The organism is Amycolatopsis sp. NPDC114505, from assembly GCF_055633615.1.
The window spans coordinates 1,619,302-1,645,749 of sequence record NZ_JBVKDV010000002.1 but is presented as its reverse complement, the minus strand read 5'-3'; the positions used below and the strand labels follow the sequence as shown (position 1 = coordinate 1,645,749).

The window sequence follows — 26,448 nt, the reverse complement described above, 5'->3', positions numbered from 1 at the left end:
GCCTATAAGCTATGCGGAAGGGATCAGCGTGAAGACGACAAGCAGGGCGGACAGCTACGCCAGCCTCGCCCGGCTCGAGCTGGCCGGGGAGCGGTACCGCGTGCACCGCCTCGACGCCGTGCCCGGCTCGGAACGGCTGCCCCTGAGCCATAAGATCCTGCTGGAGAACCTGCTCCGCCACGAAGACGGCCACACGGTGACCGCCGGCCAGATCGCCTCGCTCGTGGACGGGAAGCGAGCCGTCGTCGCGTTCTCGCCGTCCCGGGTCTTCCTGCACGACACCAACGGCGTCCCGGTGCTGACGGACCTGGCCGCGCTGCGCGACGCCGTGGCCGAGGCGGGCGGCGACCCGGCGGCGGTGCGGCCCCGGATCCCCAGCCACCTGACGGTCGACCACTCGATCGCGACCGAGGTGTCCGGCCGGCCGGACGCGCTGCGCCGCAACGTCGAGATCGAGTACGCGCGCAACGCCGAACGGTTCCGCTTCCTCAAGTGGGGCGAGCGGCTCGACGGCGTCCACGTCGTCCCGCCCGGCACCGGGATCATGCACCAGATCAACCTCGAGTACCTGGCCACGGTGGTCGACCGCCGGGACGGCTGGGCGTTCCCGGACACCTGCGCCGGCACCGACTCCCACACCACGATGGTCAACGCGCTGGGCGTGCTCGCCTGGGGCGTCGGCGGGGTCGAGGCCGAGGTCGCGCTGCTCGGGCAGCCGCTGAGCCTGCTCGTCCCGCCCGTCGTCGGCGTCGAGCTGACCGGCGAGCTCGGCCCCGGCGTCACCGCGACCGACCTGGTGCTCACCATCGCCGAAACGCTGCGCGCGCACGGCGTCGTCGGGAAGTTCGTCGAGTTCACCGGCTCCGCGGTCGCCCGGATCCCGCTCGCCCACCGGGCCACCATCTCGAACATGTGCCCCGAGTTCGGGGCCACCGCGGCGATGTTCCCGATCGACGCCGCGACGCTCGGCTACCTGCGGCTCACCGGACGCGCGCCCGGCCACGTCACCGCCGTCGAAACCTATGCCAAGGAACAGGGCCTCTGGCACGACCCCGCCGCCCGCCTCCGCTACGACGAGCGGGTCTCGATCGACCTCACCGCCGTCACGCCGTCGCTCGCCGGGCCGCGGCGGCCGCAGGACCGCGTCGCGCTCGCCGGCGTCCCGGCGAACGCGCGAGCGGCCATCGGGTCCACATCGGACGGTCCGGTCCCGGACGGTGCGGTCGCCATCGCGGCGATCACGTCGTGCACCAACACGTCCAACCCGCACGTGATGGTCGCCGCCGGGCTGCTCGCCCGCAACGCCCGCGCCCGCGGCCTGACGGCCAAGCCGTGGGTGAAGACGAGTCTCGCGCCGGGCTCGAAGACCGTCACCGGGTACCTGCACCGGGCCGGGCTCGACGGGCCGCTCGACGAGCTCGGCTTCCAGCTCGTCGGCTACGGCTGCATGACGTGCATCGGCAACTCCGGGCCGCTGCTGCCGGAAGCCGCCAAGGCGGTCGCCGGGGGCACGGTCGTCGCGTCGGTGCTGTCCGGCAACCGGAACTTCGACGGCCGGATCAACAACGACGTCTCGCTCAACTACCTCGCCTCGCCGCCGCTGGTGGTCGCGTACGCGCTGGCCGGGTCCATCACCCACGACCTCACCACCGAGCCGCTCGGCCGCGACGCGCACGGCGAGCCGGTGTTTCTCGCCGACCTCTGGCCGGACGACGCCGAGGTCGACGCCGTCGTCACCGCCCACCTCACCCCGGAGCTGTTCCGCGACGCCTACGCGGACGTCTTCGACGGCGACGATCTCTGGGCCGGCGTGCCCGCGGCGGGCGGCGCCCGGTTCGAGTGGGCGGCCGGCTCGACGTACCTGCGGCGCCCGCCGTTCCTCGACGAGGTCGCGCCGCCACCGCAAGACTTCCGCGGCGCGCGCGTGCTGCTGATGCTCGGCGACTCCGTGACCACGGACCACATCAGCCCGGCCGGGCGCATCCCGCCGTCGAGCTGCGCCGGGAGGTACCTGACCGGGCTCGGCGAGCGGGACCTCAACACCTACGCCTCCCGCCGCGGCAACTTCGAGGTGATGGTGCGCGGCGGGTTCGCCAACCCGCGGCTGAAGAACCGGCTCGCACCCGGCGGCTCGACCCTCGACGCCGAGGGCGCCGCCGCGCCGGTGTACGAAGCCGCGAAGTCCTACGCGGGCACTCCTCTCCTGGTGATCGCGGGCCGGGAGTACGGCACCGGGTCGTCCCGCGACTGGGCGGCGAAGGCCACCGCGCTGCTGAAGGTGCGGGCCGTGCTGGCCGAGTCGTTCGAACGGATCCACCGGTCGAACCTCGTGCAGCTGGGCGTGCTGCCCCTGCAGTTCGCCGACGGGCAGAGCGCGGCTTCGCTCGGCCTGGACGGCACCGAGGAGTTCGACCTGCTCGGCATCCCCGAGGCCGTCGACGATCCGACCCGGCCGATCACCGTGCGGGTCCGGTCGCGGGACGCGCCCGCGTTCGCGTTCGAGGTCCGCGCCCGGCTGGACACCCCGCAGGAGGCGGTCTACTACGCCCACGGCGGCGTCCTCCCCTACATCCTCGGCGAGTTCCGTGCCTGACGTCGATCCCCTGCTCCACGGCCAGGGACAAAGCTCGGACCAGGGCAGCATCGGCTTCTGCGGGGTGTACCTGGTGCACGCCGGCGGACGGCGGATCCTCTTCGACTCCGGGCACGCCGGGCGGCGGCGAGCCCTGCTGCGCGCCCTCGACCGCCGCGGGCTGGCTCCGCGCGACATCGACCTCCTGGTGCTCTCGCACGCGCACTGGGACCACATCCAGAACGCCGACCTCTTCCCGGAGGTCCTCATCCACCCGGACGAAGACCTTGCGCCCCGGGGAAATCCCGTCCTGCCGCCGTGGACCAGGTTCATCCTCGGCGAAGTTGCGGTGCATCCCGCGTCGGACGGGCTCGAACTCGCCCCCGGCGTCACCGTCACTGCGCTGCCCGGGCACACCGCGGGCTCGATCGGGCTGACCGTCGCCACCGCCGCGGGTACCGCGCTGCTGACCGGTGACGCCGTGCCGTCCGCCGGTGCCCTGCGGCGGGGACGTCCCAGCAGCGCCGTCGACGACGAGGCCGCGGCGCGGTCGATGGCCCTGGTCCGCGCCCGCGCCGACGTCGTCTACCCCGGCCACGCCCGGCCGTTCACCCTGGAAGCCGGCACCCCCGGAAAGGACCTCCCCGCATGAGCACCTTCACCGAACCGGCCCCGGCGTTCTCCCCCGACAGCCTGCGCACCGCGTTGCGCGAGCACTGGCGGCTGACGGACCCGGTGCTGAAACCGCTCGACAGCGAGCGCGACCTCAACGTCCTCGTCGACGACCGGTTCGTGCTCAAGATCTCCAACCCCGCCGAGCGCGCCGACGTGGTCGACATGGAGGTCCGCGCGCTGGAGCACGTGCACGTCGCCGACCCCGGGCTGCCGGTCCCGGAGGCGGTCGGGGACGTCGCGCAGCTCACCGACGACACCGGCCGCGCCTGCCTCGCCCGGCTGATCACGCTGCTGCCCGGCCAGCCGCTCGAAGGGAGCTGGGTCGACGCCGCGACGGCCGCACGGGTCGGTGCCGTCGCCGCCCGGGTTTCCGTGGCGCTGCAGGGGTTCTTCCACCCCGCGGCGGGCCGGGAGCTGCTGTGGGACGTCCGCCGGATGCCGGCCGCGGTGGCCGGTTCGGGGCTCGCCGGCTTCGGCGAACTGGTCGCGCGGGTGACGCCGGCGCTCGCCGCGACCGCCACGCTGCCCGCCGGGGTGCAGCACGCCGACGTCACGCTCACCAACGTCCTGGCCGAGGCGGGCGCGGTCACCGGCGTCATCGACTTCGGCGACATGCACCACACGGCCGCCGTCACCGACCTGGCCGTCACGCTGACGTCGGTGCTGCGCCGGGCCGAGGACGTCTGGCACGCGACCGAAGCCGTGCTGCGCGGCTACCAGCGGCACCGCGAGCTGAGCGCGGCCGAGGTCGCCGTGCTCGGCGAGCTGGTGATCGCCCGGCTGCTCACGACGCTGGCGGTGTCGGCGACGCGGCGCGAGGCGCACAGCGACAACGAGCGGTACATCACGCAGTACGACGACACGAGCGAGCGCGTGCTGAACCTCCTCGCCGCGCTCACCCCGGCCGAGCTGGGCGAGCGGCTGGCCCGGCTGGCCGGCACGCGCGACCTCGCCGGGGCCATCCCCGCGCCCGAGCTACCGGGACGGCGCGCGGCGGCGATGGGCGGTGGCCTGTCCCCGCTGTTCTACCGGCGGCCCCTCGAGCTGGTCCGCGGCGAGGGCGCCTGGCTGTACGCCCGCGACGGCGCCCGCTACCTCGACGCGTACAACAACGTGGCGGTCATCGGGCACGCGCACCCCGCCGTCACCCGGGCCGTCGGGCGGCAGCTGGCGCAGCTGAACACGCACTCGCGGTACCTGCACGGCGGGATCGTCGGGCTCGCGGAGCGGATCCTCGCCACGATGCCGCCGGAGCTGGACACCTGCCTGTTCACGACGTCGGGCACCGAAGCGAACGAGCTCGCCTGGCGGCTGGCGACCGAGTACACCGGCGGCGACGCGGCGATCATCGCCGAGCACGCGTACCACGGTTCGTCGAAGTGGATGGCGGACCTCAGCTCGAACGAGTGGCCGCCGGGGTACCGGCCCGCGGGCGTGGGGACGTTCGCGGCACCGCGTGAACCCGGTGCGGTGCCCCGGATCGAGGCCGCCGGCCTGCGTCCGGCTCTGGTGCTCGCCGACTCGCAGTTCACCTCGGAAGGCATTCTCGACGTGCCCGCCGAGTTCCTGGCCGGGCTGGTCGACGGCGCCCACGCGGCCGGCGCGCTGTACCTGGCCGACGAAGTCCAGTCCGGCTACGGCCGCAGCGGACCCCAGCTGTGGCGGTTCGCGCTGGCCGGCATCACGCCCGACCTGGTGACGCTGGGCAAGCCGATGGGCGCGGGCTACCCGATCGGCGCGCTGGTGACCCGCCGCGAGATCGCCGACGTCCTGGCGGGCCGGTACGAGTACTTCTCGACGTTCGCGGCGACGCCGGCCGCCGCGGCCGCGGGCCACGCGGTCCTCGACGTCCTCGAGCTGACCGGCCTGCCGGAGCAGGCGGTGACGGTCGGCGAGCACCTGCGCCAGGGCTTGCGCTCACTGGCGGAGGGTTCGCCGGTGCTGGGCCCGGTGCGGGGAACGGGGTTGCTGGCGGGCGTCGACGTGCTCGCGTCCGGCGGTTCGACGTCCCGCGAGGTGGCGCGGAAGCTGCTGGACGACCTGGTCGGCCGCGGGGTGCTCGCGGGTCTCACCGGTCCCGGCGGCGACGTGCTGAAGGTGCGCCCGCCGCTCGTGTGGGAGCGGGCGCACGCGGACGAGTTCGTCGCGAGGCTGGCCGAAGCCCTTCCGCGGACGTGAGGAAGCGCCGGCTCTCGGCACCTTCGACAGGAAGGACCGCAGCCGCTCGGTCCGCGGGTCGGCAGGTGCGGGCGCCGCGAGGCTATGGGCTATAGGATCGGCCGATGAGCGCGCTCCCCCGCCCGGCCCTCACCAAGAACGCCTACGTCTACCAGGAGCTGCACCGCCGCATCCTCGCCGGCGAGCTGACCCAGGGACAGACCATCTCCCAGGAACAGCTCGCGGCGGAGCTCGGCGTCAGCACGACGCCGCTGCGGGAGGCGCTCCGGCGGCTGGACGCCGAGGGCCTGGTCACCCTCGACGCGCACCGCGACGCGCGGGTCACGCGGCTCAACGCCGAGGAAGCGCGCAGCCTGTTCGAGATCCGCGAGAAGCTCGACCCGCTCGCCGCCAAGCTCGCCGCGACCCGCCGGACCGACGCCGACGTCGCGGCCATCGGGTCGGCGCTGAAGGACCTCGAGCCGCTCAGCGCGTCGACCAGCTTCGAGTCCCTCCTCGTGCACCGCGCCTTCCACCGCAGCGTCTACACCGCGTCGCACAACCCGCTGCTGTCGTCGCTGCTGGAAGGCCTGTGGGACAAGGCCGACCGGTACCGCCAGGTCGGGCTGCAGTCCAAACCGGACTCCGCCGAGGACCGGGAACGCGTCCGCCGCGAGCACATCGCCATCGCCGAGGCCGTCATCTCCGGGGACGCCAAGGAAGCGGAACGGACGATGAAGAAGCACGTCCTCGGCAGCCTCGGCCGCCGGGCGATCGCCGCGCTGGAGGCCTGACCCGGCCGACTGCCCCGGCACGCGGGACGTCAATGGGTCTCCATGACGCCTCCCCGGACAAAGACGACTTTCCCGGATACTTCACCGACATCCGCCCAGTCGGCAGCACAGCAAAGTCAACCGGCCGCGCGACGAGTCAGCGGCACCCTTTCCCCGTCCGAAACTCCGTGCAACACCACTGGACACCCGGGCGCGGAAGCGCTACAGGCGAACGCACCCGGCGCCCGTTCAGCGGCTTGCCACCGGCAGCGAACCGAGGGACGGTGGCTGGTCCACCCCCGTCGAGCACCGCGGAACCCCGATGACGTCGACCTCCCAGCCGATCAGGCGCCGGCCCGCCCCGTCGTCTCCGGTTTCCGCGCGGGCTCGGGTCGGGTGGCTTCTGCGCGTCAACCGGACTCTCGGCACCCACTCGCGTCACAAAAGCCTCAACGGCTTCGCGCACGACTTCGCGCCGGACCAGCGCATCGCCCCCAGCACCCTCTCGCGCTGGGAAACGGGAAAGGTCACCATCCCCCACTGGGTGCCCGCGCGCTACGAAGCGACGCTTTCCCTGCCGCCCATGCTGCTCTCGGCCGCGGCGGACACGTCCTACCGGTACCACACGCGGCCTTCCGCGCCGACCCCGAACCGGGCACAGCGACGGCCCACGTCCGGACCCGTCCTGGACCAGCTGATGGACCGCGCGGTCGGCGACGACACGATGACCGCCGGCGACTGGGACCGGCTCAGCGAGCTCATCGCCCGGCGCCCGCACCTCGTGCTCTCACCCGCGACGACCTGGTCCCGGCTGACCGAGCGCTTGCTGACCGAGCTGAGCATCGCCGACGGCGTGCAGTGGATGGTCCGAGCCGAGGCCTACCACCGGCTCATCGCCCACCCCCACGGCCAGCAACCCGCGATCTTCACCGCGACCGCCGCCGCCGACGACAACTCGGCGCAGAGCATGATCGGGCACTTGTCGGTCTTCACGGCCAGCTCCCACCCGGCGGCCAGCAGCTCCGTCATCCGGCACGTCACCGATCCCGCCACGATCCGGACCTTCTACGGCGCCCTGCTGACCAGCGTCAAGAAGCTGCGCTACGGCCACTTCAGCCACGCGCAGGTCCGGTCCTTGCTCCCCGTCCTGCTCGAACTGCTCACCGGAAGCCAGGAGGAAGCCGGGCTCGCGGTGCGGATGGTCGCCACCCTGCCGAGTGACCTGCGCGCACAGCTGCCCCGGCGAATCCGCACGGCAGCCGGTCTCGCCGCGGCCGCCACTGCCGACGAATCAGTCGTCCGGCTCTGCGACAGCGTGGTCAGCGCCGCAGCCGGCGAAGACCCGCTGCCGCCGGATCCCGTACTCCCGCTGCTGGTCCACGAGATGCTGGCCGACCCGGTCTTCGACGTCCGGCTCTGCGCCATGTTCCTGCTCTACGCCAGCCCCTACCGACCACACCTCGCCCGGGCACTGGCCGCCGAACTGGTCACGCTGCTGCGTCGCCGCACCGACCGGCTTCGCACGCTTCGCATCCTCGAATCGTTACGCGTGCTCGGCGGGCCACCCCAGCGCGCGTTCGTCGAACGGCTGTTGCTCGCCCGGGACATGCCCGCCGAGATCCACGACATGGCCGCCTACACGCTCGGCCACATCGGCGGCCGAAGCACCGTCACCTTCTACCGCACGGCATTCTCGCGATACTCGACCCACTGGACCCGCGCGTCCGATGCGCACGACGCCAGCGTGCTCGACCGGCTCGTCTACGCCTTCGGAATTCACCACAACGACGGTTTGCTCCGCCGGGCGGCCACGGACCAGACGCTGCCGGGCAACGTCCGCACCGCGGCCGCGTGGTGGATCCGCCTGCCGCCGCACCTGCGGCACAGCGCGACACTGTGACCGGACCGTTCAAGGCGTGGACGACGCGGCGATGCCGCTCAACGGTGGCGCGGTGAGCTTGGTGGCGTCCCACCCGTCCCAGTGGATGATCTCGTCGGCGTCCGGCCGCTTGGCGGGGCTGAACTTCTCCCCTCGCGTGAACGCCAGAGGGGTCAGGCAGACCTGCTGCACGCTCTCGTACGGAATGCCCAGCAACTCGGCGACGTCCTTCTCGCGGGAGAGGTGCATCGTCGTCCAGCAGGTGCCCAGGCCGCGAGCGCGAGCCGCGAGCATGAAGCTCCACGTCGCCGGCAGCACGCCGCCGAGCATTCCCCCGTCGTCTCGACCCGGCCGATGTAGCCGGCCGACGCACGGTAGGAGTTCTGGTAGACGTCGGAGTAGATCGTCGCCACCGCCGCCCGCAGCCGCGGATCAGGTCCTCGGGAACGTCCCGGCCGGGGTCTGGCCGTTTCCGGACCGCCCGGCATCGCGGGGCGACGCGCCGCCGTCGCCCCGCAACCGAGCCCCGCTACCGGATCACGAACGGCGCCGACACGTCCACCGCGTACGGTGTCGTGCCGTTCTTGTCCAGCTGCAGCACATAACTGCCCGGCACCACGGCAGGCGGACCGGACGCGTTGATGTCCCCCGCGCTTTCGGCCAGCGCCGTCGCCGGGAAGGACACGCGCACGACCTGGGACCGGCCCGGGTCGAGCGTCACCCGCGCGAAGCCGACCAGCCGTTGCGGCGGGACGACCACGGGGCTCACCGGCTGGGCCACGTACACCGGCACGATGTCGGTGCCGGCGCGGGTTCCGGTGTTGGTGACCGTGAACGTCGCCGTGGCGGTGCCGTCGCGCGCGACCTTCGGCGTCACCGCCAGGTTCGTGTGGCTGAACGTCGTGTACGACAGGCCGTAACCGAACGGGAACTGCGGGTTGTACGCGTTGCCCTGACCGGACGCGGTGCTGGGCAACTGGTCGAAGAACTTCGGCTGGTCACCCAGTGGCGACGGCGCCGTGCCGGCGAAGTCACCGCCGACGGCCGGCGCGTCGGACGGCCAGCTGATCGGCAGCTTGCCCGCGGGGTTCGTCTTGCCGAACAGCACATCCGCCACCGCCGTGCCGGCTTCCGTGCTGCCCTGGTAGGCCATCAGCACCGCGTTCGCCTTCTCCGCCGGGCCCAGCCCGACCGGCCGGCCCGCGACGACCACGACGACCACCGGTTTGCCGGTCGCCTGCAGGGCCGAGATGAGGGCCTGCTGGTCGGGCGCCAGTGCGGGAGCCGGGTTGTCGCCCAGCCCTTCCGCGTAGGCCTTCTCCCCCACCACCGCCACATAAGCGCTGGTGTCCGCCGCGGCCGCGACGGCACTGGCCTGGTCCGGCGCGTAGACCGCGGCCGGGTTCGCGGCCCGGATACCGCCCAGCACGGTCGTGCCCGGCGGGATCTGGTTGTCGGGGCCCATGCAGCACACGTGCCCGGCACCGGCCACGCCCTGCCAGCTCACGCTCCAGCCGCCGAGCTGGTTGGTCATCGAGTCGGCACTCGGGCCGGTCACCACGACCTTCGCACCGGCCGGCAGTGGCAGCGCGTTGTTCTCGTTGCGCAGCAGGGTGATCGACTCCCGCGCGGCCTTCAGCGTCTGATCGCGGCCAGCCGTGACGGCGGCGTCGGCGGCGTTCGCGTCGACGCACGGTTTCGCCGGGTCGGCCACGCACGGCTGGTCGAACAGGCCGAGCTGGAACTTCAGGGTGAGGATGCGGCGCACGGCCTGGTCGATCCGCGCGTGCGAGATCTTGCCCGTGTTCACGGCCTGCAGGATCGCGGCCTGCCACCCGGCCGCGTCGGAGACCTGCATGCTCATGTCGACGCCCGCGTTCACGGCGGCGGCGATGGCACCGGGGAGGTCCGCCGCGATGTGGTAGGCGGTCTGCAACGCGGTGACGTCCTGGTAGTCGCTGATGACGACGCCCTGGAAGTGCATCTGGTCGCGCAGGACGTCGGTCAGCAGGTACTGCGAGGAGGTGGCGGGAACGCCGTTGATCGAACCGGAGTTGACCATCACCGTCCCGGAGCCGGCGTCGATCCCGGCCGCGTACGGCGGCAGGATCGTCGTCTGGAGGTAGTTCATGGGGAGCAGCGCCTCGGCCCGGTCGTGGCCGTTGACCGACTGCGAGTAGCCGGCGAAGTGCTTGACCGTCGCGCTGACGTTCAGCTCACCGCGCTTGCCGGGCGTCTGCATACCCTTGATGTTCGCGGCGCCCATCGCGGCCGACAGGACCGGTTGCTCGGCCCACGTCTCGTAGGTGCGGCCCCACCGGTTGTCGCGCGCGATGTCCTGGACCGGGGCGAAGTTCCAGTTCCAGCCGGTGGCGCGCAGGGCGTCCGCGGTCGCCTTGCCACCGGCCTGGGCGAGCGCGGGGTCCCAGGTGGCGCCCATGCCGAGGGACTGCGGGAACAGCGGCGCCTGCCACGGGTGGCCGAAACCGTGCACCGCGTCGACGCCGAACACGACCGGGAGGTGCAGGCGGGAGTTCTTGATCGCGAACTGCTGGATGATGTTGTATTCGGTGGCCCAGTCGTAGCCGGTGTTGCCCACGCCGCCCTTGCCCGTGGTGTCGACCGGATTCTCGGTACCACCCGCGAGAATCGAACCGACATTGGCGTCGACCAGGATTTTTCGCATGCATTCGGGATTCGGCAGGTTGAATCCGTTGTTCCCGCACGTCGCGCTGTTCGAATCGGTCAGCGTGGTGACCAGTTGCTGGTCCATCTGGCCGACCTTCTCGGGCAGCGTCATCGCGCGAAGCAGCGCCTCCACCCGCGCCGGCACCGGACGATGGGTGTCCAGCCAGGGCGCGGCGCCCGGATCGATGGCGGCGCTGCTACTGGCGGTGAACGCGGAAACCGCGAGTGAGACCGCCGCCGCGAGCACCGTGACGGTGGCGCGGGTACTGCGTCTGTGTTTGCGGAACACCTGACCTCCTTCAGCCGTGGTCGGCACGGACCGGCCGCGTGGATGCGAGCGCACCGTAGGCGTGTTCCGTCCGGGCTGTAAAGCGCCGAACGGCGGCCCGGTACTTGTTCGTCCACACCGTGAAGGAAGGGAAGTCGCTACGAACGTCGATCGACGACATGCCTGACAAGCAGCCAGATTGCCAAAGACAGCAACCCGGCGATCAGAATCCATAGCGTACGAAGCGGTTCCGAGTCGATTAGACTCCGCCCGGCAAATGCCACCACAAGAAACGTGACGAACGACCCCGCGGCGTATGCCCCATTGGGTTTATCGGACATATCTTCCGCCACTTTTCTCGCCGGGGACGTCAACTCACGACCAGGTTAGCCCGGCATGGATCCACCGCGCCACATCCGCGTCCTCGAGGTAGCCGCTGATTCCGTGCCGGTTCTCGGTCGGGTTGTCGACGTCCGTCTTGTTCTCCACCAACGGCTCCACGGGGAAATGGGCCGCATCCAGCGGGTGGAGCGCGACGACATCGCGGGGGTCGAACGCGTTGAACCACCGACCGACGCAGTCCGGGTGCCGCACCGGGCTCAACTGGCGCTGCATCCGCAACGCATCGGTGTCGGGTGCATGGCCAAGACGTGCGGGGCCAAGCCGGCCAGCCGAGTCGCGACTGCGGCGCCTCGCCACCGACCGGTTCCTCGGGCACCAGCTGCCACCGCACTCGATCCGCGGTCGCCCGCGCGGTCAAGAGCACCGCGCACCGCTACACGCGCTCCTCGCCCGATTCGGTCACGGCCACGATGCCCTGCCGGGCCAGGCCGCCGAGGAACTGCTCCCCCAGCGCCTTCTCGAAGAACGCGGCCTGTCACAGGTGGTGACCCCGCAGGAGGTCACGCAGCCGGCGTTCGCGATCTTGGTCGGCGGGTGCGTCCGCCCGCCAACGCACTGACCACGGCGGTGCTGCGGCTGGTGACCTCGACCGGCGGTCTACGGCATCGGCGGCGCCGTCGCACTCGCGCCCGTCGAAGCGCTGATGTCCATCAGGGACCGATGTGCGCACAGAGGCGGCCGCCGTCGGCCGTGCCCACTCCGGACAGGACGCCGCCTATGACGTCGCGCACGAACTCCTGGTCGAGTTTCCGGTGCCCGAAGAGCACGCGGAACACGATCGGAGCGGCGAAGAGGTCGATGAGGAGGTCGATGTCGAGTCCGGGGCGGATGTCCCCACGCGCCTCGCCCTTCTTCAGGGACTCGACGCACGCCTCCCGGCGAGGCTCCCAGACGACGGCGAGAAAGGTCTCCCGCAGTTCCGGGTCGTCGGCCAGGTCGGCCATCAAGGCCGGCAGCACGTGGCCGAAAGCCGGGTCGGACATCCCGAGCCGGAGCGCCTCGAGATGTCCGAAAAGGTCACAGCAGGTGCACCCCGTGTCGACCTCCACGACCCCGGTGCGCTCCTCGGCCAGCGCGGCGACGACGACGTGTTTCTGACTCTTCCACCGGCGGCGGATGGCGGGCTTGGTGGTGCCCGCGCGCTGGGCGATGGCCTCCATGGTCAGGCCCGGGTAGCCGACCTCGCGCAAGAGCGTGATGACGGTGGCCAGCACGGCCTGGTCGATCCGCTCGTCCCGCTGGCGTGCCATCGAACTCTCCCACCCGTGATCGCGCCCACCGCTCGCGCGATCCTACCCTTGGCGCAGGACGACCTTGCCGAACGACTTCCCCTGCTCCACCCGCTCGAGTGCCGTGGCGGCGTCGGCGAGCGGGTAGCTCCGGTCGAGTACGGCGGAAAGCGAGCCACCGGCCAGCAGGCCGACGACGCGATCCCAAGACCGACGGCGATCTTCCGCCGCCAACGAGTTCAGGCTGAACGCCAGCAGCGTCGGCGAATTGTGGAAGCCGCGGAGCAGCGAGTCGAGCACCTGGGCCCCCGGGGCCCCGGCGGCGCCGCCGCAGAGCACGTAACGCCCGTTGGGGCGCAGCAGTTCCAGGTACTCGTGCACCTGCGGGCCCGCCACGGTGTCCACGATGACGTCATAGGTCTCACCGGGCAGGGCGGACCGGGTGCGGTCGACGACGTTCGCGGCCCCGAGCTGCCGCAAGCGCTCCCCGCTCTCCGCGGACGAGGTCACCACGGTGACCTCCGCGCCGCGGGCGTGCGCGATCTGGGTGGCGAGCACGCCGATCCCGCCGCTCGCACCACGGATGAGCACCCGTTCACCGGAGGTGACCCCGGTCCGGTTCAGCGCACCCTCGGCGACCAGTGCGTTCAGGCCCAGCCCGACCACGTCGGCCGGGTCGGCGCCGTCCGGGGCGAGGAGCAGCTGATCCGCGCCGACGGCGACCCGCTCCGCGTAACCCCCGAACTCGGGGAGCGCCAGCACCCGCTTCCCGACCAGGTCCCGCGGCACGCCGGGGCCGGCTGTCCGCACCCGGCCCACGACCTCCAGGCCCAGGACGGACCCGACACCGGCAAAAGGCGCGTACTGGCCCCGGAGTGCCATGACATCGACGTATCCCACTCCGATCGCCTCGGCATCGACCACGGCCCGCCCGGCACCGGCGACCGGTTCCGGCACGTCGGCCAAAGCGAGTTCCTGCGAGGCCTCGACGACCACCGCTTTCATGGGTGCACTTTTCCCGATACGTTCCGTTCCGCATCAGAACGTTATTCAGTGGAACGATCCCTGTCAAGGCGGGCCAGGACCGCCGACACCAGCACCTCCGGTGCGACTTCGGGGATCCAGTGCCCGACCTCGCTCAGTTCGACGAACCGGTAGTCACCGGTCACGTACTCGCCGCACAGCTCGGCTCCCGCGCGCCGCAACGCGAGATCACCGCTGCCCCAGAGGTAGGTGGTCGGCACCGGGACCGGATCCAGCTTCGCGAAGTCGCGGCTCATCGCGCGGTAGTAGCCGAGCTGGGCGGTGAACGCTCCCGGTCGCCGCGCCGCGTCCAGGTAGTGCTCGACGAGGTGCCGCGGCACCGCCGGGGGAAACCACGCCCGCAGCCGGCGTGCGTCGTCCTCCAGCATGACGCGCTCGGCCTTGCCGGACCTGAACAGGCCGAAATAGGCCGATCGCTCCTGCTGGTCCACGTCCGTGGCGAGTGCCCGGCCAAAGGCCGCCGGGTGCGGGACCGAGGCGGCGGTCAGGCTGCGCACCCGGTCCGGGTGCCGCGCGGCGACGAACCACGACACCGTGGCGCCCCAGTCGTGGCCGACGAAGTGGGCGCTGGGGAGGCGCAGGACGTCCAGCAGGCCGAGCACGTCCTCGACCAGCGCGTCGATGCGGTAGCCGTCCCGCCCCACGGGGCGGGCGCCCGGTGAGTAGCCGCGCTGGTCGGGGGCGATCACCCGGTACCCGGCCGCGGCCAGCGGTGGGGCGACACCGGTCCAGGACGCCCGGCTCTGCGGAAAACCGTGCAACAGCAGGATCGGCTCACCCTCACCGGCCACCGACAGGTCGAAAACCTGGCTGCCCACCGTGAGTTTGGTCTGGATCCCCCAGTACGGATCCCGGACGGACAGCATGGCCACCTCCCGGTTCGGTTTCCCGCGAAGCTCCTCAGCCGACGGCTTCGGCTGTCGGACACAAGATCGCCCGGCCGAGAACGTGGCCGAGGAAGGTGAACCCGAGAAACGCGGGGGTGCTGTTCTCGTCGCGCCGGGTGGCAGGAGCTGCTCGGAGCCGGTCGGCGCGTGCCCTCGAGGGGCAGCGGCTTCCCGTCCTCGCTGGACACCGTGAAAGGAAATGACTAGGGCACCAGGATCGCGCGGCCCCGGACCCGGCCGGCCGCGAGGTCCCCGAGCGCTTCGACCGCGTCCTCGAGCGCGTACCGGCGCGTGTGCAAGGTGACCTTGCCGGCCTGGGCGAGCGCCATCAGCTCGACGAGATCGGTGTGGGAACCCACCATGGTGCCGACCACGTTCTTCCGCCCGGCGACCAGATCCGCCGTGGGAATCCGCAGTTGTCCACCGTAACCGACGACGAACAGCGCACCGTCCGGAGCGGTCATCGCCCACGCGTCGTTCTCCGCGCCTTGCTCGGCGACGAAATCGAACACCACGTTCGCACCCTGACCCCCGGTGAGATCCGCCACCGCCGCCACGTGATCACCATCGGCGACCACGGTCTCGTCCGCGCCGATCCGCGCGGCCAGGTCGAGCGCTCCCTGCTGCGGTCGACCACGATGATCCGCGCCGCGGTCAACGCCGCCAGCACCTGGATCCCGATGTGCCCGAGGCCACCGGCTCCCTGCACCACCGCGACCGATCCGGGCGGCAGCGACGCCACCGCCCGCCGCACCGCGTGGTACGCCGAGATGCCCGCGTCCGCCAAGGCGGCCACCTCCGCCGGATCCGTCTCGGGATTCAACCGCACACAGGCCCGCTCGGTCGTGAGCAGATACTCCGCCATGCCACCGTCGTGATCGGACACGCCGGGAAAAACCGCGTTGGCGCACCCCATGTCCCGCCCGCTCCGGCACGCCGGGCACGCTCCGCACGACGGCTGGGGATGCAGGATGACCGTGTCCCCGACCTTCACCTGGGTCACCCCTTCCCCCACGGCTTCGACCCAGCCCGCGTTCTCGTGGCCGATCGTGTAGGGCAACCGCGGGCCCATCGTTTCCGCCCACTGCCCCTCGATGATGTGCAGATCGGTGCGGCAGACGCCCGCGCCACCGATCTTCACGATCACGTCCGCCGGGCCTGTCAGCTTCGGTTCCGGCACGTCCTCGACGACCGGCTGCCGGTGGTAATCGTGCAACCGCACGGCTTTCATCTGTTTTCCCTTCTCGGTGCCCTACCGACCGAGATCGTCGTACTTCAGCAGGTAGGAGTCGGCGGGCGGGACCGGAAGGGGGGCCTTCGAGGTGTCGCCGTCGAACAGCGTGTCCACAGTGGACTTGGTCACGACCCGGAACGGGGTGAGCGTGCGGTCCGGGATCTTCTCGCCGGCCGCGATCGCCCGGCTCATCGCGAGGAGGTAGCGCGGCCACTCGGACAGACCCGGGTCTCCCTCGGCCACCCAAACCGGGTTCGTGCGCAGACCGGCCAGCGCACCGGGAACCGCACCCGTCGACGCGAGGAGGACGTCCTGCGCCCGGCCGGCCTGCTCGAGCGCCCGGAGGACACCCGGGACCATGGCGTCGTTCAGCACGTCGACGACGAGCTTCTTGCCGGGCGGAATGGTCTGCAGGACGCGCTGCGTCGCCGCGTAGGCGCCGTCGACGGTGCCGACGCCGTCGACGAACTGACCGCTGGCCCCGATACTGGTCGTGGTCAGGGAAAAGTCGGACACAGCGCGTTGGTCGAGACTCGGGAAACGCTTGGCGAACTCGGAGTAGAACCCACCGACACTGGTGATCGGAGCCATTCCGGCGGTCGTCACGCCCTCCAGCAAAACGAACATGTCGGCGGCGGCCCAGCCCCGCTCCGCCGCGATCCCGGCGACCTCGGCGCCCAGCCGGCTGCCGGCGCCGGCCTGGTCCAGGTCGTAGAGCGAGCACCCCGCGATGGGAAGGTTGACCGCGACACAGGGAATCTTCGCCCTCGCGAAGACCTGACCGACGGAACTGGTGTTTCCGGCGCCGTCCCAGTCGATCGCGACGTCGGGCTTCTGCCGCGCGATGAGGTTCGCGTTGGAAAGCGCCTGCGCGGCGTCGGCGTTGTTGTCGTAGCGCTGCAGCTTCACGCCCTTGGCGGCGGCGAGCCGGGCAAGGCCGTCGCCGAGCGCCTTGTACAGCGGGTCGGCGTCGGTCACCCCGGCGTAGGCCACGCTGAGCGACTCCGCGCCGCCCGCGACCGCATCGTGGCTTCCGGTCGAACACGCGGTGAGCGCGAGCGCGACCGTGAGCGACAGCATGGAGAGTGGGATCCGATGATCACGAGTCATGACATCTCCTTTCCCGCACGACGCCGGGCGGGGTCTGGCCATCAGGGAATTCTTCGGAGCAGTACCTCGCGCACGCGCCCGAACGCGACGGCGACCAGCAGGATGACGCCGGTCCAGATCGTTTGGCTGTAACTGTTCACCTGCAGAATGGTGAGGCCGTTGCTGATCGACCCGAGCAGCAGGATGCCCAGCACGGTACCGACCACACCACCCGATCCACCGGTCAGCGCGGCTCCGCCGACGATGACCGCCGAAATGGATCCCAAAGCGGCGTTCGCGCCGACGTTGGGCGCCGCCGCCAGCAACTGGCTGGCCGTGACCGCGCCCGCGAAACCCGCGAAGACGCCGCTGGACACGTAGACGCCTTGGGTGATCGCGGAACACCGGATCCCGGCGAGTTCGGCGGCCTCCCGGTTTCCCCCGATCGCGTAGATCGCGCGACCCAGCCGGGAGTAGCGCAACAGAACCAGGACGACCAGTGCGACCACCGCGAACGCCAGCACGCAGTACTGGAGGTCGCCGACGACGCGATCTCCCCAGAACCCGGCGGCGGCGGGCAGCTCCTTCGGCCGGCCGCCGGTCAGGACGAAGGCCGCCCCGCCCGTGACCGACAGGGTCGCCAGCGTGCAGATGAACGGGTTGATGCGCAGCTTCTCGATGATCACCCCGTTGAGGAGACCGACACCGCCGCCGACCGAGGCCGCGACCAGCGCGGCCCACCCGAAGGGCATCGAGTCGGCCGCGATGCCGAACGCGACCGCGCCCAGCGGTAGCGAACCTCCGACGGAGAGGTCGAACCCGCCGGAGACGACGGCGATCGTCTGTCCTATCGCGACTATTCCGAGCGGCGCGGCGACGGCCGCTATCCCCGCGATGTTCGACAGGGTGAGAAACGTGTCCGACCGTGCGGAGAAGTACACGCACACCACCACGAAGAACAGGCCGATGCCGACCGACTGGATGGCCGCGCGAGCTCCCCGTTCCCGGATACCCGCGCCCGTGGGACCGGACTTCACAGCGGACCTCCTGATGCCAACGACAGGGCTCTGGCGGGTGTCTTCTCATCACCGGTCAGCTCGCCGATGACCTTTCCGTCTCTCAGGATGTAGAGCCGATCCGCCAGTTCGACGGCTTCCTCGACGTCCGTGCTGGCGAACAGCACCGCCGAGCCGGAGGAGGCGAGGACGGACAGCCGCTGGTGGATTTCACGCCGGGCACCGACATCGACACCACGGGTGGGTTCGTGCAGGACGATGAGCCGGTGCCCGACCGCGATGCGGGAACCCACCAGCACCTTCTGCTGGTTTCCCCCGCTGAGGTGCCCGACCGGCTGGACCGGCGCCCGGAACTTGAGCGCGAACCCCGTCGCGATCCCGTCGAGCACCGCACGCTCGAGACGGGGTCTCATGATGCCGGCCCGGGCGAGTTTCCCGAGTTGGGGCAGCGCGGCGTTGTGCACCACGCTGCCGGTCAGGACGAGGCCGCCGCGTTGACGATCCGGCGGCACCCCGACGATTCCCCGTTTCCTGGCTTCACGAACGTTCCGGATCGTCCCGATGTCCCGGCCGTCGACCAGCACCCGGCCCCGCTGGTGCGGGCGCAGTCCGGTCACCGTCTCCAGCGCCGCCTCCTGTCCGCCGCCGCGCGTGCTGAAAAGGCCGACGATTTCCCCACCGCGTACGTGGAAGGAGGCGTCTCGCAGACCGTTCGCGCCGGTGTGGCTCGCACCTTGGAGTTCGATGACGGCTCGTTCCGTCCGAACCGATCGTGCTCGCCGGCCGGGCGCGGTCTTCCAGCGGCCGAGCATGCTGCCCACGAGGTCCCGCTCGGTGACCTCCGACGTGGGCGAGTCCAACGCGACCCGGCCGTCCCGGAGCACGACGCACGAGTCCGTGTGCGCCAGGACCTCGTCGAGGCGGTGGGAGATGCACAGCACCGTGACGTTTTCGCCGGCCAAGGCGGCCACCGTCGCGAAGAGACGTTCGGAATCCTGCTGCGACAACGCCGCCGTCGGTTCGTCGAGAAGCAGGACACGAGCGTTTCGGGCGATTCCCTTGGCGATCTCGACCAGTTGCGCGTCCGCGAGGGAGAGCTGCGACATCGGTCTGTCGAGGGAAACCCGCAGCCCCACCCGATCGGCGAAGTGCCGGGCCTGGAGCAGCGTTCCGCGCCGGGAAACGACGCCGTTGCGCCGGGGCAACCGCCCGAGCAGGATGTTTTCCGCCACGCTCAGGTTCGGCAGGTAGGCGAGTTCCTGCGGTACCAGCGCGACACCCGCACGCAGGGCTTCGCGCGGACTACCCGCCCGCAAGGGAACGTCGTCGACAGCTATTCGCCCGGCGTCGCGGCGGATGGCGCCGGCGAGTATCTTGACCAACGTCGACTTGCCCGCGCCGTTCTCACCGAGCACACCCACGACGCGAGCGGTGGGTGCGGTGAAGCTGACACCTTTCAGCACCACCGTCGCCCCGTAGCTTTTCGTGACACCCTCGACCCGCACGCTCATCCGTGCTCACCTTCTCGTGGTTGTTCGGGGGTGGGGCTCAGCCGTCTTCGAGCATGATGGTGTAGTCCGCGGCGACCCTGCCGTCGTCGGCGAGGAAGAGGATTTCCGCTCCCACCGCCACGGAGGAATCCGGGCTGTCCAGCGGAATGACGTCCCAGAGGAAGAAAACCGCGTCACCCTTGCGCATCGCGTGCCGGCGCGACCCGAACCGGATCCGGCCTTCCACGTTGTTCTGCTGGAAGGACTGCGCGATTCCGCCGGTGATCGCCTGGTGCCCCTCGGCGACGAAGTGTCCGTGGTGCAGGCCCTCCGGCGTCCAGAGCTTGCCGACCAGGCCGGCCCGGGCTCCCGGATCGGGTTCGTTGAAGACGGCGGCGAATCCGTCGGCCAGCTCTTGGGCGGCACGCTGATCAGGATCGTCATCGACGAACGTGAAGCTGTAGTCGGTCTGGATACGGCCGTCCGGCGTCGTCCTGATGACCGTCGCACCGGTCGCGAGGGGAGGGCCGGACCCGGTGACGGCGTCCCAGAGAAACATGATGAGGTTCTCGTGACTGTACACTTTGGACCCGAGCCGGAAGGCGAGACCGGCGGGCTCGACCTTTTCGACGCGCATCCGATCGATTCCGCGCACCAGCTCGTCGTGCCCCTGGGCGGAAAACCCCCCGAAATGGGCACCATCGGGGGCCCACAACGAGGTCACCGCCCCGGCCAGCGCGGCTCGGTCGGCTTCGTTGTAGGCATCGACACAGCGATCGGCGATGTTCTGTGCGTTCACCATTTGTCAGGATCCTTCCGGGAAAACCGTCAGCGGGAGGTAGGCGCTGACCATCCAGTTCGGCGCGTTGACGATCTCACTGATCTTCAGATCGGCCGCGACACTGCACAGGACGTACGCCTCTTGCCGGGTCAGCCCTCGCTCGGCGACCAGAAGATCGATCATCGACCGGACAGCCTGACGGGCACCTTCGTGGAGGTCGTCACCGATGCCGGTGGTGACGAGGTGACCACGGTCCGGCGTCCGTTCGAGGGGTTCGCCGACCAGTGCACGGGGCGAAGACGGCGCCGCGCCGGGAAGCACGTGGAACCGCAGGGTCGCCGCGACGCTGGTCTCGACGGCGGTGCCGCACACTTCACCGTCGCCCTGCGCGGCGTGCCCGTCCCCGCAGGAGAACAGGGCGCCGGAGACCTCGACCGGCAGGATCAGCCGGGTTCCCGGACGGAAATGGCGGTTGTCGAGGTTACCGCCGATGGGCCGGGGCGGAATGGTGGAATGTTCCCCGAACGCCGCCGGCGCCACGCCCATGATGCCGAGAAACGGTTCCAGGGGAACCCGCACCCCCTCTTTGATTTCGGCCATTTTGTCGACGTACCGGACGACGTGGACGTGGCACTCGTCGAAATCGTCGGCGAGCAGCCCGAAACCGGGCATGAACGCGGTGATCCCCTGTGGTGTCGTGACCCGCACGTCGAGGATGTCGATCGCGAGCGCGTCACCCGGTTCCGCGCCGCGGACGGCCACCGGGCCGGTGAGGATGTGCGGGTGGACGAAGTCCATGCCGAGCAGGTCGTCGACGGACGCGTCCGGCCCCCAGTCGAAGATCGAAGGACAGTCGAAATCGACGGTGTCACCGTCGTCGATGGTCAGGGCGATCGGCGTTTCCCGGTCGAAGACGCGGTGGGTCGTCGAGGTCTTGTGGTTCATGCTGGGCTCCCGTTTCGAGCGTCGGATCAGTCGATGTCGCCGGCGAGTCCACGCCGGCGCAGGGTCCGGAGGTGGTAGTCCCAGGTCCCCTTGATCATCACCTCGCCGCCGAGGACCCGGGAGTCCTCGATCTCCGTCGAGGTCATCAGCTCGGGCTCCCCGCACGCCATGACCTTGAGCTGCACTCCGCAGGACCGTTCCAGCTCGATGGTGGACACCACGGCATCGGCGACCGACGTCCCGGTCACGATCACGCCGTGGTGTTTCATCAGCAGAGCCTTGTTCTTCGCGAGCAGGCCAGCGACCACCGGTCCCTGCTCCGCGAGCGGCAGGCTTTCGATATCGGCCGTGAGATCGATCTCGCCCGCCCATCGCGCCGCGTTGCGATCGAACGGAACAAGATTCCGATTCAGCGCGCCGAGGGCGACCGCGTTGTCACCGTGGTGGTGCGCGATGCACAGGACGTCCGGGCGGGCGGCGTAGATCTCGCCGTGCAGGCGCAGCGATGGGTTGATCGCTCCTTCCCCGCGCACGACGTTCAGCTCGAAATCCACCTCCCGAAGATCCTCGAGGCGGACTTCCTCCACGCTTTGCCCGAACTGGTAGGTCCAGAAGGTGCCGGATCCGGGCAGCCGCGCGGTGAGGTGGGCGAGCAGGCCGAGACCGAGGCCGCGCAGGCCCAGAATCCGGTACCCGAGCACGAGGTCGTCACGGAGATCTCGACCGGGGTCAGCCACAGGAACCTCCCTGAGATACGTTACGATCCGGAACGGAACGTAAATCGGGAGCTTATGGTCGGTCCTGGCAGGTGTCAAGGTCCGAACTGGACGACCGGCGCTCGGTCGCGCGGAGTGCCGCGAGCCTGGGTTCGGCGCTGCCGGTCTCCCGTGGCGACAAACGCCCCGGGCAACGCAGCTTTCGAAACCGGGTCCGCGACGACACTCGCGTCGAGACCGTCGGCGTCCCAGGACCGCGTGGTCGCGCGGAAGGCCTTCGCCGTACCGCGCCGGCCTTGCCGGGCCGGCGCGGTACAGCCGGCCCCCGGCCCGGCCGCCGTCAGGCGGAAGTGACGTCGTCGGCGACAGCCCGGGCGCCGCGCTCGCGGTCGAGCGCCCCCCGGGTTTCCGGGCCGGCCAGGAGCGCGATGACGAACACCAAGGTCACCCCCACCAGAAAGATCGCGAGCCGCGAGGGGACGTCCGACAGCTCCGGGCTGAGCAAGCTGACCAGGGTCGGCATCAGCCCGCCGAGCATGAAGCCGAGGTTCCAGCTCACCGCGGTGCCCCGGGCGCGCAGCTCGGTCGGGTACTGCTCGTTGAGGAAGATCATCAGCGGCGCGTACGCGGCGTTGGACAGCATCACCATGACCACGCACAGCAGGGCCACGACCGCGCCGCGACCACTCCCGGCGGAGGCGATGCCCCAGGTCAGCAACGGCAACGCGAAGAGGTTGACCAGGCCGAACCCGAGCATGGTCCGGCGGCGGCCGAGCCGTTCACTCAAGTGGCCCGCGGCGATCGCGGCCCCGATCACCAAGACGCTGCTGACCAGCAGGATGGTGCCGCGCTGCCCGGCCGGGACCCCGACCACCTCGCTGAGCAGCGTGGGCAGGTACCCCGACGTCAGGTAGTACTGCGCACCGCCACCGGCGGCCACCGCGACGTTGAGCGCGAGGATCTTCTTGCCGCGGCCGCGGACCAGCTCCCGGAACGCCACCGGCGCACGCCGTTTCGCTTGGAACTCCGGGGATTCCTCGACCTTGCGCAGCACGAACAGGCTCAGCAGCGCGCTGAGCAGGCCGCAGAAGAACAGCACCCGCCAGCCCCACTCATCGAACGCCGGGCCGGGGAAGAACGCCGTCACCACGATGTACGCCACGCTGGCCAGCGCCGCACCCAGACCCGCTCCGCCGGCCCCGATCAGCCCGCTCATCAGGCCGCGCCAGCGCGCACCGATGCTCTCCGTGCCGAGGGTGTGGGTGGTCGCGGTGACGCCGCCGACGAACAGACCCTGCGCGACGCGCAGCGCCAGGAACAGGATCGGCGCGAGCACACCCACCGCGGCGTGCGACGGGACCAGCCCCATCGCGGCCGTGGTGACGCCGACGCCGCCCATCACGAGCACCATGGTTCCCTTGCGCCCCTTGCGGTCCGCCAGCTCACCGAAGATCGCGGCGCCCGCCGGGCGCATCACGACGGTGACCGCGAACGACCCGAACACCGCGGCGATGGCCAGGGTCGGGCTGGAGCTCGGGAAGATGTTCTTGCTGATCGGCCCGGCCACGTACAGCAGCAGGAACAGGTCGAACAGGTCGAAGGACCAGCCGGCGACGGAAGCGAATACCGCGGCACGAGGCGACTTTGACCGTGGTGCGATATCGGGTGCCAAGGTTTTCCCCTTACGGGATAGGGATCGGGATCAGCGGGACTTCCGGCGCAAGACGGCCCGGATCCGGTCGATCAGCGGGGCGAACAGGAGTTTCAGCGCGCTCGGCGCCTTGACCGGGCCGCTGGGCGCCTGCCCGGACGTCGCGGCTTCGCCCAGGGCGTCCGCGAACTGCTCGAACATGCGCCGGCTGACGTCCCCGGCCAGCGCCCGGCCGAACTGCGCGATGCGGCCGGTGAGGTACACCTTCGCTTCGGCCCGCAAGGCGGTGCCGGTGGCCGTGGCTTCGGTGCGCAGCACGATGTCGGCCTGGGTCTGTGCGCCCCCGGTGTCCTGCCCCTGCGCGAGGACACGCAGGCGCTGACCGGTGCGGTCGTGTTCGACGACGTGCGCGACGCCCTTGAAGGCGAGCTTGATCGGGCCGACCGACACGCGCGCGCGGCCGGCGTAGTGGTCCTCGCCCAGGTCTTCGGTGAGTTCCGCGCCGGGCAGGCAGCGGGCGAGCAGCGAGATGTCGTCGACCACGCGCCACACCGCGTCCACCGGAACGCCGATCTCGGTCTTGATGTCGACGGCGATCGTCGGCTCCCCGTCCGGCAGCACGATGTCGATCCGGCGGGTGTCCTCGGTGTGCTCGGCGGCCTCGCGGCCGTCGGTGCTGCCGCCCGCCTGACCGGTGGCCCGGCCGACGAGCGCCCGGTGCGCGCAGTTGCCCGGGGCGGGAAGGCCGTCGGGGTGTGCCGCCTGGGTTTCCTTGACCGCGGTGAGGATGTTGCGGTAGCCGGTGCAGCGGCAGATGACCCCGGACAGCTCCTCGGGCAGCTCCTCCTCGGTCACCTCGGGCTTGGTGGTCAGCAGGTCGTACGAGCTCATCAAGAAGCCCGGCGTGCAGAAACCGCACTGCAGCGCGTGGTTGCGGCCGAAGGCTTCCTGCAGCGGGTGCAGGTCGTCCGGCCGGCCGAGGCCCTCGACGGTGACGATGTCCGTCCCGTCGAGCTGGACCGCGAACAGCAGGCAGGCCCGGGCCGCCTCGCCGTCCACGAGCACCGTGCACATCCCGCACACGCCGTGCTCGCAGCCCACGTGCGTGCCGGTGAGCCCGAGGTGGTCGCGCAGCGCGTCGGCGAGCGTGACCCGCGCGGGCAAGCTGAGCACGGCGGGCGTGCCGTTCACCGTCATCCTGACCTCGACGAGGTCGTCCACCGCGGCCTTGACGGCCCGCGGCTTTCCGTTCTGTGCCACCACTTCGGTCGTCACGAGTCCACCTCACCGGCGCTCCGGCGAGCGCGCTCGTATGCCTTGCCCAGTTCCCGGACCGCCAGCGTGCGGAACAGCCGGCGGCGGTAGTCGCGCGACGCGTGGGCGTCGCCGTCGGTGTCGACGAGTTCCTCCGCCACCGCGGTGAGCGGGTCGGCCAGGGCCCGGCTCACGTCGCCGCCGCTCAGCGCGGCGCCCAGCTCACCACTGACCGAGCGGGTGACCGGGCGGTCGGACACGCCGAACCCGGTCAGCTCCGCGTCAGTCTCCGCGCCGCGCACCCGGACCCGGGCCACGACCCCGGCGAGCGCGAAGTCGCCGTGCCGGCGCGCGATTTCGGCGAACCCGAAACCCTCGCCCGTCCCGGCGACCGGGAACCGTACCGCGGTCAGGATGTCGTCCGCCCCGAGCGCGGTCGTCATCGCGCCGGAGAAGAACTCCCGCGCCGGCACCCGGCGGGCGCCGCCGGGGCCGGTCACGGTCAGTTCGGCGTTCAGGCAGCACGCCACGGCCGGCAGCTCGGCGGCCGGGTCGGCGTGCGCGAGGCTGCCGCACACGGTGCCCCGGCTGCGCAGCTCCCGGTGCCCGACCCACGGCAAGGCCATGCCCAGCAAGGGAACCGCGGCGGCGACCGGGTCCCGCTCGACCCGGCGCTGGCGCACCGTGGCGCCGATCTCCAGGTACCCGCCCGCGGCGGCGATCCGGTCGAGCTCCGCGACGGAGTTGATGTCCACCAGGGTTTCCGGGCGGGCGAGCCGCATGGCCAGTACCGGCACCAGCGACTGCCCACCGGCGATGACCTTGCCGCCGCCGCCCGTGCCCGCCAGTTCGGCGATCGCGTCGGGCAGACTCGACGGCCGGACGTAAGCGAACGGTGCGGCCTTCATGGTTTCACCTCACCGACCCTGGAACTTCGGCGCGCGCTTGTCGGTGAACGCGGCGACGCCCTCGGCGAAGTCCTTGCTGGAGCGCAGCATCGAGTACGCCTTGCGCTCCAGCTCGATCCCGGAGTACAGCGGCGCGTCGATGCCCTTGTCGAGCACCTCCTTGGCGGTGCGGGCGGCCAGCGGGGAGAACCCGAGCAGCGCGCCCACGATCCGCTCCACCTCGGCGTCCAGCGCGGCGCGGTCCTCGACCACGTTCGCCACCAGGCCCCAGTCACCGGCCTGCTGCGCGTTGATCCGCGACGCGGTCATCACGTGGTACTTCGCGCGGGAGAGGCCGATCAGCCGGGCGAGGCGCTGCGTGCCGCCGGAGCCGGGGATCATGCCCAGCCGCATCTCCGGCAGCGCGAACTCGGCGCGCTTGGTCGCCACCCGGATGTCGGTGGACAGCGCGAGCTCGAGCCCGACGCCGAAGCAGTAGCCGTCGACGGCGGTGATCACCGGCTTGGGGCTGCGCGCCGCGGCGGTGACGTTCTGGCCCAGGTCGGTGAAGTCGATCGGGTCGACCTCCATGAACCCGGCGATGTCGCCGCCGGAGGAGAAGTGCTCCCCCTCGGCCTGGACGACGACGACCTTGATCTCGTCGTCGGCGTCGATCTCGGCGAACCGGTCGGCCATCACCTGGCGGGTCTCCCAGGTGATGATGTTGTACTTGCCGTGATCGAGGGTCAGGTAGGCGACCCGGCCTTCGTGGCCGCGGTCGAGCCTGATCTCGCCTCCGGTGAGTGCCATC

General features: G+C 71.0%; 21 protein-coding genes and 1 pseudogene. 5 read left to right on the top strand and 17 right to left on the bottom strand.

Going from position 1 to position 26,448, the window contains the following annotated elements; translation table 11 throughout:
- Positions 1-28: 28 nt before the first annotated feature.
- The 5 genes from acnA (at position 29) to ACZ7OU_RS25600 (ending at position 8,077) form a co-directional block, all read left to right on the top strand.
- A complete protein-coding gene (gene acnA, locus ACZ7OU_RS25620; RefSeq protein ID WP_470257028.1) occupies positions 29-2,593 on the top strand; it encodes an aconitate hydratase AcnA in 2,565 nt (854 codons plus the stop codon).
- Complete coding sequence (locus tag ACZ7OU_RS25615; RefSeq protein WP_470257027.1) at positions 2,586-3,224, top strand: MBL fold metallo-hydrolase; 639 nt, start codon at positions 2,586-2,588, stop codon at positions 3,222-3,224. The genes acnA and ACZ7OU_RS25615 overlap by 8 nt, the downstream gene beginning before the upstream one ends.
- Positions 3,221-5,425, top strand: coding sequence for an aminotransferase class III-fold pyridoxal phosphate-dependent enzyme (locus tag ACZ7OU_RS25610; RefSeq protein WP_470257026.1), 2,205 nt, complete (start codon positions 3,221-3,223; stop codon positions 5,423-5,425). The genes ACZ7OU_RS25615 and ACZ7OU_RS25610 overlap by 4 nt, the downstream gene beginning before the upstream one ends.
- Before the next feature lie 104 nt (positions 5,426-5,529).
- The gene (locus ACZ7OU_RS25605) at positions 5,530-6,198 is read left to right on the top strand and encodes a GntR family transcriptional regulator (protein ID WP_470257025.1); all 669 of its coding nucleotides are present in this window, start codon (positions 5,530-5,532) and stop codon (positions 6,196-6,198) included.
- 301 nt (positions 6,199-6,499) lie between these two features.
- Positions 6,500-8,077: a hypothetical protein gene (locus tag ACZ7OU_RS25600; protein ID WP_470257024.1), complete on the top strand. Its 1,578-nt coding sequence runs from the start codon at positions 6,500-6,502 to the stop codon at positions 8,075-8,077.
- 9 nt (positions 8,078-8,086) lie between these two features.
- On the opposite strand, the gene ACZ7OU_RS25595 is transcribed toward ACZ7OU_RS25600, so the two are convergent.
- The 17 genes and pseudogenes from ACZ7OU_RS25595 to ACZ7OU_RS25515 form a co-directional block, all read right to left on the bottom strand.
- Positions 8,087-8,386, bottom strand: a complete 300-nt coding sequence (locus tag ACZ7OU_RS25595) for a nitroreductase family protein (protein WP_470257023.1) — start codon at positions 8,384-8,386, stop codon at positions 8,087-8,089.
- A 199-nt stretch (positions 8,387-8,585) separates the two neighbouring features.
- Complete coding sequence (locus tag ACZ7OU_RS25590) at positions 8,586-11,033, bottom strand: glycoside hydrolase family 3 N-terminal domain-containing protein (protein ID WP_470257022.1); 2,448 nt, start codon at positions 11,031-11,033, stop codon at positions 8,586-8,588.
- Between the two features lie 354 nt (positions 11,034-11,387).
- Positions 11,388-11,627, bottom strand: coding sequence for a hypothetical protein (locus ACZ7OU_RS25585; protein WP_470257021.1), 240 nt, complete (start codon positions 11,625-11,627; stop codon positions 11,388-11,390).
- A gap of 437 nt (positions 11,628-12,064) precedes the next feature.
- A complete protein-coding gene (locus tag ACZ7OU_RS25580) occupies positions 12,065-12,664 on the bottom strand; it encodes a TetR/AcrR family transcriptional regulator (RefSeq protein WP_470237561.1) in 600 nt (199 codons plus the stop codon).
- Between the two features lie 42 nt (positions 12,665-12,706).
- Positions 12,707-13,648: a quinone oxidoreductase family protein gene (locus tag ACZ7OU_RS25575; protein WP_470257020.1), complete on the bottom strand. Its 942-nt coding sequence runs from the start codon at positions 13,646-13,648 to the stop codon at positions 12,707-12,709.
- 41 nt (positions 13,649-13,689) lie between these two features.
- A complete protein-coding gene (locus ACZ7OU_RS25570; RefSeq protein ID WP_470257019.1) occupies positions 13,690-14,553 on the bottom strand; it encodes an alpha/beta fold hydrolase in 864 nt (287 codons plus the stop codon).
- 224 nt (positions 14,554-14,777) lie between these two features.
- A pseudogene (locus tag ACZ7OU_RS25565) lies at positions 14,778-15,805 on the bottom strand (NAD(P)-dependent alcohol dehydrogenase).
- Between the two features lie 21 nt (positions 15,806-15,826).
- Entirely contained in the window at positions 15,827-16,918 is a 1,092-nt protein-coding gene (locus ACZ7OU_RS25560; RefSeq protein WP_470257018.1) for a sugar ABC transporter substrate-binding protein, read from the bottom strand.
- Between the two features lie 41 nt (positions 16,919-16,959).
- Positions 16,960-17,934 (bottom strand): ABC transporter permease, encoded by a 975-nt coding sequence (locus ACZ7OU_RS25555; RefSeq protein WP_470257017.1) that lies wholly within the window; start codon positions 17,932-17,934, stop codon positions 16,960-16,962.
- Positions 17,931-19,424: a sugar ABC transporter ATP-binding protein gene (locus ACZ7OU_RS25550; RefSeq protein WP_470257016.1), complete on the bottom strand. Its 1,494-nt coding sequence runs from the start codon at positions 19,422-19,424 to the stop codon at positions 17,931-17,933. Before ACZ7OU_RS25550 ends, ACZ7OU_RS25555 begins: the two co-directional genes overlap by 4 nt.
- A gap of 37 nt (positions 19,425-19,461) precedes the next feature.
- Positions 19,462-20,205 carry a hypothetical protein gene (locus tag ACZ7OU_RS25545; protein ID WP_470257015.1) on the bottom strand — a complete coding sequence of 248 codons (744 nt, stop codon included), beginning with the start codon at positions 20,203-20,205 and terminating at the stop codon, positions 19,462-19,464.
- 3 nt (positions 20,206-20,208) lie between these two features.
- Positions 20,209-21,129, bottom strand: a complete 921-nt coding sequence (locus ACZ7OU_RS25540) for an acetamidase/formamidase family protein (protein WP_470257014.1) — start codon at positions 21,127-21,129, stop codon at positions 20,209-20,211.
- Positions 21,130-21,155: 26 nt separating this feature from the next.
- A complete protein-coding gene (locus ACZ7OU_RS25535) occupies positions 21,156-21,830 on the bottom strand; it encodes a class II aldolase/adducin family protein (protein WP_470257013.1) in 675 nt (224 codons plus the stop codon).
- A 355-nt stretch (positions 21,831-22,185) separates the two neighbouring features.
- Entirely contained in the window at positions 22,186-23,517 is a 1,332-nt protein-coding gene (locus ACZ7OU_RS25530) for an MFS transporter (RefSeq protein WP_470257012.1), read from the bottom strand.
- Between the two features lie 30 nt (positions 23,518-23,547).
- Positions 23,548-24,771, bottom strand: a complete 1,224-nt coding sequence (locus tag ACZ7OU_RS25525) for a xanthine dehydrogenase family Fe-S subunit (RefSeq protein ID WP_470257011.1) — start codon at positions 24,769-24,771, stop codon at positions 23,548-23,550.
- Positions 24,768-25,658: an FAD binding domain-containing protein gene (locus ACZ7OU_RS25520; protein ID WP_470257010.1), complete on the bottom strand. Its 891-nt coding sequence runs from the start codon at positions 25,656-25,658 to the stop codon at positions 24,768-24,770. Before ACZ7OU_RS25520 ends, ACZ7OU_RS25525 begins: the two co-directional genes overlap by 4 nt.
- Positions 25,659-25,667: 9 nt before the next feature.
- Positions 25,668-26,447, bottom strand: a complete 780-nt coding sequence (locus ACZ7OU_RS25515; protein ID WP_470257009.1) for an enoyl-CoA hydratase/isomerase family protein — start codon at positions 26,445-26,447, stop codon at positions 25,668-25,670.
- Position 26,448: the final 1 nt, after the last annotated feature.